The following is a 12235-nucleotide window of genomic DNA, read 5'->3' as shown; positions in this document are numbered from 1 at the left end:
GCTGGCCGCTGTATGAATCACGCCTGAAGGGAAAGCTGCACGTTATCAGCAAGCGTTACACTCAGCGCATTGAGCGACATAATCTGAATCTGAGACAACATCTGGCAAGGCTGGGACGGAAGTCACTGTCGTTCTCAAAATCGGTGGAGCTGCATGACAAGGTCATCGGGCATTATCTGAACATAAAACACTATCAGTAAGTTGGAGTCATTACCGACCCCAAATACAAAATAATGGCAAATCATCATGGGATAATTTTTGATGAGCAGCGAAAACGTTACATTATAGGATCGATAACAGTCTCTATTGATGAAATGACCAATGCTCTCGATCCGGTCGAATTAGCGGAAATTATTAATAAAAAGCACCATGCTGTAATTAATGGCAAAAAGTTTAAAAATAGCCGGGCTATCTCTTGTCGATCCTTTAATCGTTATTTTTCTGTTTCGACAGATTACAGACCTAAACTTGAAGCACTATTAGCATGCTCACAAATGTTAGGTATAAATCAAGTTGTTGCACATAACGGTAATGGTGGAAGAGAATGTATAGGTGAAACGGGGACAGTTTTAGGTCTTAACGCCCGTGACAGTAAACATGCTGGAAGAATGTTCAGCATGCATAATTGCCAAATTAACCCTGGTGCAGGGCCTGAGATAACCACTCCCTGGAAGTCTTACCAGCATGAAAAAAACAGAAATGGACTTATGCCTTTGATTAGAAGGCGCACAATGTTACAGCTCTGAACCATAGACAACATGAATATTAATGTTACTATCTGGTTGAGACTGTTGATAAAACGTAAAAAGGAATGCTCTGTTCCTGCAACTGAACAGGCGTGAAACGCGATCCAACAGGATGGATACCGTTTTGTCAGCCAGTTTTATAGATCACACTTATGAGTATGCGTGTTTCATTTACGGCCAGGAATGCTGATGATGACAACATTACTACCCGTTTTCACTAAGCCTTCCCCGTTGGCGCTCAATGCTCTGCGCGCTGGTCGTATTTGTCGTTTCCTTCTTATCCCGGATGGAAGAATCCGCTGAACGTCGTTCGGCGGCAGTTGTAACACGCGTCGTTTGCTTACAGGGATTATGGCGGGCCGATTATGGATAAGAGTAAGCGCCATCTGGCGTGGTGGGTTGTCGGGGCACTGGCGGTGGCTGCCGTCGTGGCGTGGTGGCTGTTGCGCCCGGCGGGTGTGCCGGAAGGCTTTGCTGTCAGCAATGGGCGCATTGAAGCGACGGAAGTGGATATCGCCAGCAAAATTGCCGGGCGTATCGACACCATTCTGGTGAAAGAAGGCCAGTTTGTTCGCGAAGGTGAAGTGCTGGCGAAGATGGATACTCGTGTGTTGCAGGAACAGCGACTGGAAGCCATCGCGCAAATCAAAGAGGCACAAAGCGCCGTTGCCGCCGCGCAGGCTTTGCTGGAGCAACGACAAAGCGAAACTCGCGCCGCGCAGTCGCTGGTTAATCAACGCCAGGCAGAACTGGACTCCGTAGCAAAACGTCATATGCGTTCCCGTTCACTGGCCCAACGAGGGGCTATTTCTGCGCAACAGCTGGATGACGACCGCGCCGCCGCTGAGAGCGCCCGAGCTGCGCTGGAATCGGCAAAAGCTCAGGTTTCTGCTTCTAAAGCCGCTATAGAGGCGGCACGTACCAATATCATTCAGGCGCAAACCCGCGTCGAAGCGGCACAAGCCACTGAACGGCGCATTGCCGCAGATATCGATGACAGCGAACTGAAAGCCCCGCGTGACGGACGCGTGCAGTATCGGGTTGCCGAGCCAGGGGAAGTGCTGGCGGCAGGCGGTCGGGTGCTGAATATGGTCGATCTCAGCGACGTCTATATGACTTTCTTCCTGCCAACCGAACAGGCGGGCACGCTAAAACTGGGCGGTGAAGCACGGCTGATCCTCGATGCCGCGCCAGATCTGCGTATTCCGGCGACCATCAGTTTTGTCGCCAGCGTCGCCCAGTTCACGCCAAAAACCGTCGAAACCAGCGATGAACGGCTGAAACTGATGTTCCGCGTCAAAGCGCGTATCCCACCGGAATTACTCCAGCAGCATCTGGAATATGTCAAAACGGGCTTGCCGGGCGTAGCGTGGGTGCGGGTGAATGAAGAACTTCCGTGGCCTGACGACCTGGTGGTGAGGTTGCCGCAATGACGCATCTGGAACTGGTTCCCGTCCCGCCTGTCGCGCAACTGGCGGGCGTGAGCCAGCATTATGGAAAAACCGTTGCGCTGAACAATATCACTCTCGATATTCCGGCCCGCTGTATGGTCGGGCTGATTGGCCCGGACGGCGTCGGGAAGTCGAGTTTGTTGTCGTTGATTTCCGGTGCTCGTGTCATTGAGCAGGGCAATGTGATGGTGCTGGGCGGCGATATGCGCGACCCGAAGCATCGCCGCGACGTCTGCCCGCGCATCGCCTGGATGCCGCAGGGGCTGGGCAAAAACCTCTACCACACCTTGTCGGTGTATGAAAACGTCGATTTTTTCGCCCGCCTGTTCGGTCACGACAAAGCGGAGCGGGAAGTGCGAATTAATGAGCTGCTGACCAGCACGGGGTTAGCACCGTTTCGCGATCGTCCGGCAGGGAAACTCTCCGGCGGGATGAAGCAAAAACTTGGGCTGTGCTGCGCGTTAATCCACGACCCGGAACTGTTGATCCTTGATGAGCCAACAACGGGGGTTGACCCGCTCTCCCGCGCCCAGTTCTGGGATCTGATCGACAGTATTCGCCAGCGGCAGAGCAATATGAGCGTGCTGGTCGCCACCGCCTATATGGAAGAGGCCGAACGCTTCGACTGGCTGGTAGCGATGAATGCCGGAGAAGTGCTGGCAACCGGCAGCGCCGAAGAGCTGCGGCAGCAAACGCAAAGCGCCACGCTGGAAGAAGCATTTATTAATCTGTTACCGCAAGCGCAACGCCAGGCGCATCAGGCGGTAGTGATCCCACCGTATCAACCTGAAAACGCAGAGATTGCCATCGAAGCGCGCGATCTGACCATGCGTTTTGGTTCCTTCGTTGCCGTTGATCACGTCAATTTCCGCATTCCACGCGGGGAGATTTTTGGATTCCTTGGTTCGAACGGCTGCGGTAAATCCACCACCATGAAAATGCTTACCGGACTGCTGCCCGCCAGCGAAGGTGAGGCGTGGCTATTTGGGCAACCGGTTGATCCAAAAGATATCGATACCCGCCGTCGTGTGGGCTATATGTCGCAGGCGTTTTCGCTCTATAACGAACTCACCGTGCGGCAAAACCTGGAGTTACATGCCCGTTTGTTTCACATCCCGGAAGCGGAAATTCCCGCGCGAGTGGCTGAAATGAGCGAGCGTTTTAAGCTCAACGACGTTGAAGATGTTCTGCCGGAGTCATTGCCGCTCGGCATTCGCCAGCGGCTTTCGCTGGCGGTGGCGGTGATTCATCGCCCGGAGATGTTAATCCTCGATGAGCCTACTTCTGGTGTCGATCCGGTGGCGAGGGATATGTTCTGGCAGTTGATGGTCGATCTCTCGCGCCAGGACAAAGTGACTATCTTCATCTCCACCCACTTTATGAACGAAGCGGAACGTTGCGACCGCATCTCACTGATGCACGCCGGAAAAGTGCTTGCCAGCGGTACACCGCAGGAACTGGTTGAGAAACGCGGAGCCGCCAGTCTGGAAGAGGCATTTATCGCCTATTTGCAGGAAGCGGCAGGGCAGAGCAACGAAGCCGAAGCGCCGCCCGTGGTACACGACACCACCCACGCGCCGCGTCAGGGATTTAGCCTGCGCCGTCTGTTTAGCTACAGCCGCCGCGAAGCGCTGGAACTGCGACGCGATCCAGTACGTTCGACGCTGGCGCTGATGGGAACGGTGATCCTGATGCTGATAATGGGTTACGGCATCAGTATGGATGTGGAAAACCTGCGCTTTGCGGTGCTCGACCGCGACCAGACCGTCAGTAGCCAGGCGTGGACACTCAACCTCTCCGGTTCCCGTTACTTTATCGAACAGCCGCCGCTCACCAGTTATGACGAGCTTGATCGTCGGATGAGTGCGGGCGATATCACGGTGGCGATTGAGATCCCGCCCAATTTCGGGCGCGATATCGCGCGTGGTACGCCTGTGGAACTCGGCGTCTGGATCGACGGAGCGATGCCCAGTCGTGCCGAAACGGTAAAAGGTTACGTGCAGGCAATGCACCAGAGTTGGCTTCAGGATGTGGCGAGCCGACAATCGACACCCGCCAGCCAAAGCGGGCTGATGAACATTGAGACGCGTTATCGCTATAACCCGGACGTAAAAAGCCTGCCAGCAATTGTTCCGGCGGTGATCCCGCTTCTGCTGATGATGATCCCGTCAATGCTAAGCACCCTTAGCGTGGTGCGGGAAAAAGAGCTTGGGTCGATTATCAACCTTTACGTGACCCCCACCACGCGTAGTGAATTTTTGCTTGGTAAACAGTTGCCATACATCGCGCTGGGGATGCTGAACTTTTTCCTGCTCTGCGGCCTGTCGGTGTTTGTGTTTGGCGTACCGCATAAAGGCAGTTTCCTGACGCTCACCCTGGCGGCGCTGCTGTATATCATCATTGCCACCGGAATGGGGCTGCTGATCTCCACCTTTATGAAAAGCCAGATTGCCGCCATTTTCGGAACGGCGATTATCACGTTGATCCCGGCGACACAGTTTTCCGGGATGATCGATCCGGTAGCTTCGCTGGAAGGGCCTGGACGTTGGATCGGCGAGGTTTACCCGACCAGTCATTTTCTGACTATCGCCCGCGGGACGTTCTCGAAAGCGCTGGATCTGACTGATATGTGGCAACTTTTTATCCCGTTGCTGATAGCCATCCCGCTGGTGATGGGCTTAAGTATCCTGCTGCTGAAAAAACAGGAGGGATGATGCGCCATTTACGCAATATTTTTAATCTGGGTATCAAAGAGTTGCGCAGTCTGCTCGGTGATAAAGCGATGCTGACGCTGATTGTCTTCTCGTTTACGGTGTCGGTGTATTCGTCAGCGACCGTTACGCCAGGATCGTTGAACCTCGCGCCGATCGCCATTGCCGATATGGATCAATCGCAGTTATCGAACCGGATCGTTAACAGCTTCTATCGTCCGTGGTTTTTGCCACCGGAGATGATCACCGCCGATGAGATGGATGCCGGACTGGACGCCGGACGCTATACCTTCGCGATAAATATTCCGCCTAATTTTCAGCGTGATGTCCTCGCCGGACGCCAGCCGGATATTCAGGTGAACGTCGATGCCACGCGCATGAGCCAGGCATTTACCGGCAATGGGTATATCCAGAATATTATCAACGGTGAAGTGAACAGCTTTGTCGCGCGCTACCGTGATAACAGCGAACCGTTGGTATCGCTGGAAACCCGGATGCGCTTTAACCCGAACCTTGATCCCGCGTGGTTTGGCGGGGTGATGGCGATCATCAACAACATTACCATGCTGGCGATTGTATTGACCGGATCGGCGCTGATCCGCGAGCGTGAACACGGCACGGTGGAACACTTACTGGTGATGCCGATAACGCCGTTTGAGATCATGATGGCGAAGATCTGGTCGATGGGGCTGGTGGTGCTGGTGGTATCGGGATTATCGCTGGTGCTGATGGTGAAAGGTGTACTGGGCGTACCGATTGAAGGCTCGATCCCGCTGTTTATGCTGGGCGTGGCGCTCAGTCTGTTTGCCACCACGTCAATCGGCATTTTTATGGGGACGATAGCGCGTTCAATGCCGCAACTGGGGCTGCTGGTGATTCTGGTGCTGCTGCCGCTGCAAATGCTTTCCGGTGGATCCACGCCGCGCGAAAGTATGCCGCAGATGGTGCAGGACATTATGCTGACCATGCCGACGACACACTTTGTTAGCCTCGCGCAGGCCATTCTCTACCGGGGTGCCGGATTCGAAATCGTCTGGCCGCAGTTCCTGACGCTGATGGCAATTGGCGGCGCGTTTTTCACCATTGCGCTGCTGCGATTCAGGAAGACGATTGGGACAATGGCGTAAGGAAGGGAAACTTGACTTCATACTGTGATGTCATACTATTGATGTCATAAAGTGAAGTCATAAGGACATGCCATGAGAACCAAGGTACAGGCTTTACGGAAGAAACAAAAAAATACATTGGATCAAATATTTAAAACTCCTGTTCCTCAAGGGATCAAGTGGTCTGATATAGAGTCACTGGTTAAAGCATTAGGCGGAGAAATTAAGGAAGGAAGAGGTTCGCGTTGTAAGTTCATACTAAATATGAGCGTTGCGTGTTTCCATCGGCCTCATCCGTCGCCAGATACCGATAAAGGCGCTGTAGAAAGCGTGCGTGACTGGTTACTAAGTATAGGGGTAAAACCATGATCAAACTGAAGACGCCAAACTCTATGGAGATTGCCGGGCAACCAGCTGTTATTACCTACGTGCCAGAACTGAATGCATTTCGTGGCAAATTCCTGGGCTTGTCAGGTTATTGTGATTTTGTCTCTGACAGCATTCAGGGGCTGCAAAAAGAAGGGGAACTTTCCCTGCTAGAGTATCTTGAGGATTGTAAAGCTGCGGGTATTGAGCCGTATGCGCGTACAGAAAAGATTAAGACCTTTACGTTACGCTATCCAGAATCGCTGAGTGAACGCCTTAATAATGCGGCTGCGCAGCAACAAGTCTCTGTTAATACCTATATTATTGAAACACTGAATGAGCGTTTGAATCATTTATAAATTTTAGCGGCGTACATTACGCAGAATATCTGCCTTTACAGGATCTATCTATGCAACTGAACTTAATTTTATAAATTAAGTTCAGTTAATATCTTTTCTTTCCTCGTTTCAGAAATAACTCAATCTTCCTTCGGCAAGCACTGCAAATGCCCATGCCGCACGCCGCGCTGGGCGATAACGTCATCGGCAAAATGCTGCACGTCGCCCATATCACCTTTCAGCACGGCGATTTCCAGACAGTCGTCGTGATTGATATGCACATGCAGCGTGGCGACGGAGAGATCGTGGTGATGGTGCTGGGTGGAGACAATGCGGCTGGCTAAGTCGCGTTTTTCGTGTTCATACACATAGGAGAGCACCGCGAAACCTTGCGTGCCGTGCTGCTGAGTGGCCTCCTGGGCCAGGGCGCTACGCAGAATATCGCGGATAGCTTCGGAACGGTTGTTATAACCACGACGCTGGCTCAGGCTGTCCAGCGTCTCCAGTAAATCGTCATCAAGCGTGATGGTGACTCGTTGCATTTGCGTTAAACCTTTTCTGTGGCGCGACGGCGCACGGGGAATGCGGGTAATACCGCGTTTTGTAGCACACGTCCGGCGTCAGAGGAAAAGGTTAATTTATCTCCCACCGCCTGGGTTTCGACGATTTGTCCGTTGTCCATCACCATCACCCGCTGGCAAAAGCGTTCTACAAGACGTAAGTCGTGGGTGATGAACAGGCAGGCGGTGCCAAACTGTTGTTGCAGCTTTTTCAGCAGGCGAATGACGCCCGCCTGTAACACGAGATCAAGGTTAGAAACGGTTTCATCCAGAATCAGCAATTTCGGTTCGACCGCCAGCGCGCGTGCCAGGCAGACGCGCTGGAGCTGGCCGCCGCTTAACTGCGGTGGGCGTTTGTCGAGAACGCTGTCATCGAGATCGACCGCCTTCAGCATTTCGCTGGCGCGCGCCAGTTGTTCGGATTTTTTCAGTGATAGCAGGTGGCGCATCGGTTCACGCAGGATCTCGCGCACGGTTTTGCGCGGATTCACGGCACTGATGGAGTCCTGAAACACCATCTGAATATCACGGCGGAAGGCTTTACGTTGGGCGCGATTAAGTTTCGCCAGCGATTCGCCGCGCCAGCTAATATTCCCTTGTGAGGGAGACTCTAAGCCTACCAGCAGCCGCGCGAGGGTGCTTTTTCCGCAGCCGCTGCGTCCCAGCAGGGCGACGGTTTCGCCGCTTTTCAGGGTCAGGGAAACGTTATTCAGCACCGCCTGATGTTGATGTTTTCCGCTAAATCCACCGTGGGCATAGTGATGGGAAAGGCCGCTGACGTTAAGTAAGGTCATGATGCCAGCTCCATACCGTAGAGGGCGAGATGAGCGGAAACCAGGCTGCGCGTCACCGTATGTTTGGGGGCGTTAAACAGCGTTTCTACATCGCCCTGTTCGACAATTTTACCTTGTGACATCACCGCCACGTCATCCGCCAGACGCGCCACAACGCCCATATCATGGGTGACCAGCAGCATTCCCGGCGCTTGTTTTTGCATAATGCTTTCCAGCAGATCGAGGATGCGCGCCTGTGCTACCACGTCGAGGTCGGTGGTCGGTTCATCGGCGATGATAAACGGTGATTCACACAGCACCGCCATCGCAATCATCATGCGCTGCAACATGCCGCCGCTCATCTCGAACGGGTACAGCTTCAGCACGCGCGCGGCGTTTTCCAGCCCCACCGCTTCTATGGCAGCGGTAAGCGTAGCGTCATCGGCGGGTTTCCCTAACGCCAGGCAGGTTTCCCGCGCGTGGGTGTGCATGGTGTGTAGCGGATTAAAGGCGCTGCGCGGGTTCTGCATGATGGTGGCAATTTTGATGCCGCGCAGGGCGCAGGGATAAACCGCTTTGCCATCGGCTAAAATTTCCCCCGCCGTCTGGCGAACGCCAGCGGGCAAAATGCCCAGCGTCGCGGCGCAGGTTAATGATTTCCCGCTGCCGCTACCGCCGACTAACGCCAGCACGCGCCCGCGTTGCAGGGTTAACGATACACCGTGTACCAGCGGCTGCGCGGCCTGTAGCGCGATATTACGTAGTTCAATCTGTTGCGGCATTAGTGTGCGTGCTCCGTCACCAGATGAGGGTCCAGATGATCGCGCAGTGCGTCACCCACCAGGTTAAAGGCCATCACGCTGATAAACAGCGCCAGCCCCGGCCAGAACATTTGCAGCGGCTGGGTCCAGATATACTGGCGCGCGTCGTTAATCATCACGCCCCATTCGGCGGTCGGCGCGGTCACACCGAGGCCAAGGAAAGACATCCCCGAGACGTGCAGCATCATATGGCCGATATCCAGCGTTGCCAGCACCAGCAGCGAAGGGATCACCGCGCCTGCCAGATGATCGACAAACACTCGCACATGGCCCGCACCGGAAAGCCGTGACGCCAGCACAAACTCGCGTTGGCGTAGTGAAATCACCAGGCTGCGCACCATGCGTGCATACCACGCCCAGTGCGACAGGGCGATGGCGATAATTACGTTGGTCAGCCCGGTGCCGAGCACGCCAACCATAAAGAACGACAGAATCGAGGTCGGGAAGGTCATAAACATATCGGCGACGCGCATGGTGGCCTGATCAACGCGCCCGCCAATCAACCCGGCGCTGCCGCCAATAACCAGCCCTAATGTCAGCACCAGCAGCAGGCAGGCCATTACCGAACCGAGCGACACGCGGGTCGCTGCCATCAGCCGCGAGAAAATATCGCGACCTAAGTGATCGGTGCCCAGCCAGTGCTGCGCATCCGGCGAAAGCAGGTGCGACGGCAAATCAATCGCCTGGGGGTCATACGGCAGCCACCACTGGCTGGTGAGCGCAATCAGCGCCAGCAGGGCGATAATGATCAGCGCCAGGCGTACCGACCAGCGGGAAGAGAGGAAAAAGTTCACGCGTGCGCTCCTTCATGACGACGAATGCGCGGGTCCAGCGCGGCGTTGAGCAAATCGACAATCAAATTACAGACCACAAAAACCACCACCATCATCAGCGTAAAGCACTGAATCACCGGATAGTCACGGTTAAAAATCGCCGACACCGCATAGCGCCCGACGCCAGGCCAGGCAAAGATGTTTTCGATAATCATCGTCCCGCCAATCAATTCGCCAATGTGCATCCCCACGGCGGTGATCATCGGCAGCGAGGCATTGCGCAGAATATGGCGGCGTTCGGTCTGTTTGTCATTCAGGCCGCGTAGCCGCGCCCAGGTGACGTGACGCTGACCGGCGACGTCCAGCATACTGGCGCGCAGCAGTCGCGCGTTAATCGCCAGCGACATAAAGGCGATGGAAACCGCAGGCAAAATGATGTGCTGCCAGCCGCCGTAGCCCATCGCGGGTAGCCATTGCAGATACACCGAAAACGCCATCACTAGCAAAAATGCCAGCCAGAAGTTGGGCATCGACACGCCAAGAAACGCGATAAAGCGCACGGCGAAATCCGGCAAACGATCGCGGTGGCGCGCCGCCCAGATACCGAGCGGTACGGAAGTGAGCAGAATTAATACCAGCGCCGCACCTGCAAGTTCCAGCGTGGCGGGCAGGAAGTTCAGCATATCGTCCAGCACCGGGCGTTGGCTGGCGAATGAGATACCAAAGTCAAGATGCAGCGCCTTCCACAACCAGGTGCCGTACTGGACGTACAGCGGCTGATCCAGTCCGAGCATGGTGCGGGTAGAGGCCAGCATCTCCGGCGTCGGCGGCAGGTTAGACAGACGCAAATAATCGAGCGCCGGGTCGCCGGTACCGAGGCGCAGCATCAGAAAAATGATCACCGAGGCGGCGAGCACCATCGGGATCAGCAGCAGAAAGCGGCGTAATACGTAACGCAACATTAAGGTTTCACCGGTTTAATCTGTTCGAACGGAATTTCGGTGGCGATCGGCGCGTAGGGGATGTTACCCAGCTCCGGTTTTGATACCACCATCATTGAGATGTAACTGATAGGCAGATAAACCGCCTCGTCATGCAGACGGGTCAGAATGTCGCGATACAGTGCCTGACGTTGCGTTTCGTCATGGGTCGCCAGCACTTCGCCGATCTCTTTATCAATCAGCGGTTTGTCGGCTAATCCTTGCTGTGCCTGGAAGTCAGCGTGCGACGGTACGCGCATTGAACTCAGGAAGGCGTGTGGATCGTATGGCGCGCCCCAGGTGCGGTGGAAAATCATGCCAAAACGACCGTCGCGCTGACGAGCATAGATACTGCTCTCTTCTTCGCCAATCAGCGAGACATCTGCGCCAATCTGGCGCATATCAGCCTGAATGATTTCCGCCATCGATTTGCTTAACGCATCGGTGCCGATGAACGACAGTTCAATGCGCAGCGGCTGACCATTTTTCTCGCGGATGTCTTTGCCCGCAGGCAGCGTCCAACCGGCTTTTTCCAGCAACGCTTTCGCTTTCTGCGGATCGTACTGGCGCGGTTTCAGGCCGAGGTTGGCGTAGGGCACAGAAGGGGCAAACAGGGTGTCGGCGACCTGCTGGGTGCCATACAACGCGTTATCAATCAGCGATTTTTTGTTTACCGCGTAATTAAGAGCTTCACGTACTGCCAGCTCATTGGTGGGGGTTTTGGCGGTATTAAGCGCCAGCATCACGGTTTCGATCGGCTGTGACAGTTGGGTATGGTAAGCCGGGTTCTGGCTAAAGCGGGCGAAGGTATCGAGCGGTAATAACCCTTCGTTTCCGTACAGCAGGTCGATATCGCCAGTTTCAAACGCCACCGCGCGGGTAGTCGGGTCCGGGATGACGTTAAAGGTGATCTTTTTAATCGCTGGCTTTTCGCCCCAGTAGTTTTCGTTACGGACGAAGACATCGTACTGATTCAGTTTCGATTCCTGCAAAATCCACGGTCCGGTGCCAATCGGCGCTTTAATTCCGTTCATGGTTTCATGGTTTTTAAACTGCGAGGGAGCGATAAAACGGAAAGGACGGGGCAGGGCCAGTTCTTGCAGGAAAGGATAGTAGGCGCTTTTCAGGGTAATTTGCAGCTCTGTTTTACTGAGTGCTTTAACATCAACAATCTGGTTTGCCAGCTCCAGCCAGGCGTGACGTTGACGGTTATCGAGCACTGCGCGGAAGTTTTCTGCCGCCGCCTCGGCATCGAACGGTTCACCGTTGGATAATTTCACGTCATCACGCAGGGTGAAGGTCCAGGTTTTACCATCTTCTGAATGAGTCCAGCTTTTTGCCAGCCACGGGATCACCGAACCGTCTGCCTGATATTTCACCAATGGTTCATAAACCATGCTCTGGGCGAACATCTGGTTAGGCGTGTAAAGGTGCGGGTTTAGTGGCCCGACATTCACCGGCCAGGCGGTAGTGATTTCATCTGGTGCAGCGGCATGGACGATAAAAGACGCACAAGCCAGCAGCGCAAATAGAGTGCGGCGGAGTGTGGAGAGCATGATAACCCCAATGGATTAAAATAGATGGCGGAAATAAGTATGACGATTTTAAGT

At 54.5% G+C, this 12235-nt stretch carries 13 protein-coding genes and 1 pseudogene; 8 read left to right on the top strand and 6 right to left on the bottom strand.

All coding sequences use genetic code 11. The annotated features are described in order from the left end of the window. From BHE85_RS16485 to BHE85_RS16455, 8 genes and pseudogenes are all read left to right on the top strand, one after another. A partial coding sequence (locus BHE85_RS16485; protein ID WP_000327172.1) for an IS1 family transposase occupies positions 1–200 on the top strand: 200 nt, incomplete at its 5' end. Positions 201–215: 15 nt separating this feature from the next. Then, a pseudogene (locus BHE85_RS16480) lies at positions 216–746 on the top strand (DUF4049 domain-containing protein); the annotation flags it as partial. 189 nt (positions 747–935) lie between these two features. Continuing rightward, entirely contained in the window at positions 936–1049 is a 114-nt protein-coding gene (yhiY, locus tag BHE85_RS27600; protein WP_001296785.1) for a protein YhiY, read from the top strand. Between the two features lie 62 nt (positions 1050–1111). Beyond that, positions 1112–2179, top strand: coding sequence for an HlyD family secretion protein (locus tag BHE85_RS16475; RefSeq protein ID WP_000361467.1), 1068 nt, complete (start codon positions 1112–1114; stop codon positions 2177–2179). Next, on the top strand, positions 2176–4911 hold the full coding sequence (rbbA, locus tag BHE85_RS16470) for a ribosome-associated ATPase/putative transporter RbbA (RefSeq protein WP_000149139.1): 2736 nt from the start codon (positions 2176–2178) through the stop codon (positions 4909–4911). The genes BHE85_RS16475 and rbbA overlap by 4 nt, the downstream gene beginning before the upstream one ends. After that, on the top strand, positions 4911–6035 hold the full coding sequence (locus tag BHE85_RS16465; RefSeq protein WP_001216257.1) for an ABC transporter permease: 1125 nt from the start codon (positions 4911–4913) through the stop codon (positions 6033–6035). The genes rbbA and BHE85_RS16465 overlap by 1 nt, the downstream gene beginning before the upstream one ends. Before the next feature lie 72 nt (positions 6036–6107). Then, positions 6108–6383: a type II toxin-antitoxin system HicA family toxin gene (locus BHE85_RS16460; RefSeq protein ID WP_001259385.1), complete on the top strand. Its 276-nt coding sequence runs from the start codon at positions 6108–6110 to the stop codon at positions 6381–6383. Continuing rightward, positions 6380–6739 carry a type II toxin-antitoxin system HicB family antitoxin gene (locus tag BHE85_RS16455; RefSeq protein ID WP_000593554.1) on the top strand — a complete coding sequence of 120 codons (360 nt, stop codon included), beginning with the start codon at positions 6380–6382 and terminating at the stop codon, positions 6737–6739. Before BHE85_RS16460 ends, BHE85_RS16455 begins: the two co-directional genes overlap by 4 nt. 119 nt (positions 6740–6858) lie before the next feature. Here BHE85_RS16455 and nikR read toward each other — a convergent pair whose 3' ends face one another. Genes nikR through nikA form a run of 6 tightly spaced genes read right to left on the bottom strand, consistent with a single transcriptional unit; the run spans position 6859 to position 12181 of the window. Then, the gene (nikR, locus tag BHE85_RS16450; protein ID WP_001190062.1) at positions 6859–7260 is read right to left on the bottom strand and encodes a nickel-responsive transcriptional regulator NikR; all 402 of its coding nucleotides are present in this window, start codon (positions 7258–7260) and stop codon (positions 6859–6861) included. Positions 7261–7265: 5 nt separating this feature from the next. Beyond that, positions 7266–8072: a nickel import ATP-binding protein NikE gene (gene nikE / locus BHE85_RS16445; protein ID WP_000173706.1), complete on the bottom strand. Its 807-nt coding sequence runs from the start codon at positions 8070–8072 to the stop codon at positions 7266–7268. Further along, positions 8069–8833: a nickel import ATP-binding protein NikD gene (gene nikD, locus BHE85_RS16440; RefSeq protein ID WP_001136224.1), complete on the bottom strand. Its 765-nt coding sequence runs from the start codon at positions 8831–8833 to the stop codon at positions 8069–8071. Before nikD ends, nikE begins: the two co-directional genes overlap by 4 nt. Further along, positions 8833–9666 (bottom strand): nickel ABC transporter permease subunit NikC, encoded by an 834-nt coding sequence (gene nikC, locus BHE85_RS16435; RefSeq protein ID WP_001008950.1) that lies wholly within the window; start codon positions 9664–9666, stop codon positions 8833–8835. The genes nikD and nikC overlap by 1 nt, the downstream gene beginning before the upstream one ends. Further along, a complete protein-coding gene (gene nikB, locus BHE85_RS16430; RefSeq protein WP_000947068.1) occupies positions 9663–10607 on the bottom strand; it encodes a nickel ABC transporter permease subunit NikB in 945 nt (314 codons plus the stop codon). Before nikB ends, nikC begins: the two co-directional genes overlap by 4 nt. Further along, on the bottom strand, positions 10607–12181 hold the full coding sequence (gene nikA / locus BHE85_RS16425; protein WP_000953380.1) for a nickel ABC transporter substrate-binding protein: 1575 nt from the start codon (positions 12179–12181) through the stop codon (positions 10607–10609). Before nikA ends, nikB begins: the two co-directional genes overlap by 1 nt. Positions 12182–12235 lie beyond the last annotated feature (54 nt).

The organism is Shigella sp. FC1567 (genome assembly GCF_001743015.1).
Classification (GTDB): domain Bacteria; phylum Pseudomonadota; class Gammaproteobacteria; order Enterobacterales; family Enterobacteriaceae; genus Escherichia; species Escherichia coli.
This window is presented reverse-complemented; position numbering and strand designations above follow the sequence as displayed.

Excerpts from the sequence above, each read along its gene's own strand:
- yhiY (WP_001296785.1), top strand. The coding sequence starts at position 936 with ATGATGACAACATTACTACCCGTTTTCACTAAGCCTTCCCCGTTGGCG.
- BHE85_RS16475 (WP_000361467.1), top strand. The coding sequence starts at position 1,112 with ATGGATAAGAGTAAGCGCCATCTGGCGTGGTGGGTTGTCGGGGCACTG.
- rbbA (WP_000149139.1), top strand. The coding sequence starts at position 2,176 with ATGACGCATCTGGAACTGGTTCCCGTCCCGCCTGTCGCGCAACTGGCG.
- BHE85_RS16465 (WP_001216257.1), top strand. The coding sequence starts at position 4,911 with ATGCGCCATTTACGCAATATTTTTAATCTGGGTATCAAAGAGTTGCGC.
- BHE85_RS16460 (WP_001259385.1), top strand. The coding sequence starts at position 6,108 with ATGAGAACCAAGGTACAGGCTTTACGGAAGAAACAAAAAAATACATTG.
- BHE85_RS16455 (WP_000593554.1), top strand. The coding sequence starts at position 6,380 with ATGATCAAACTGAAGACGCCAAACTCTATGGAGATTGCCGGGCAACCA.
- nikR (WP_001190062.1), bottom strand. The coding sequence starts at position 7,260 with ATGCAACGAGTCACCATCACGCTTGATGACGATTTACTGGAGACGCTG.
- nikE (WP_000173706.1), bottom strand. The coding sequence starts at position 8,072 with ATGACCTTACTTAACGTCAGCGGCCTTTCCCATCACTATGCCCACGGT.
- nikD (WP_001136224.1), bottom strand. The coding sequence starts at position 8,833 with ATGCCGCAACAGATTGAACTACGTAATATCGCGCTACAGGCCGCGCAG.
- nikB (WP_000947068.1), bottom strand. The coding sequence starts at position 10,607 with ATGTTGCGTTACGTATTACGCCGCTTTCTGCTGCTGATCCCGATGGTG.
- nikA (WP_000953380.1), bottom strand. The coding sequence starts at position 12,181 with ATGCTCTCCACACTCCGCCGCACTCTATTTGCGCTGCTGGCTTGTGCG.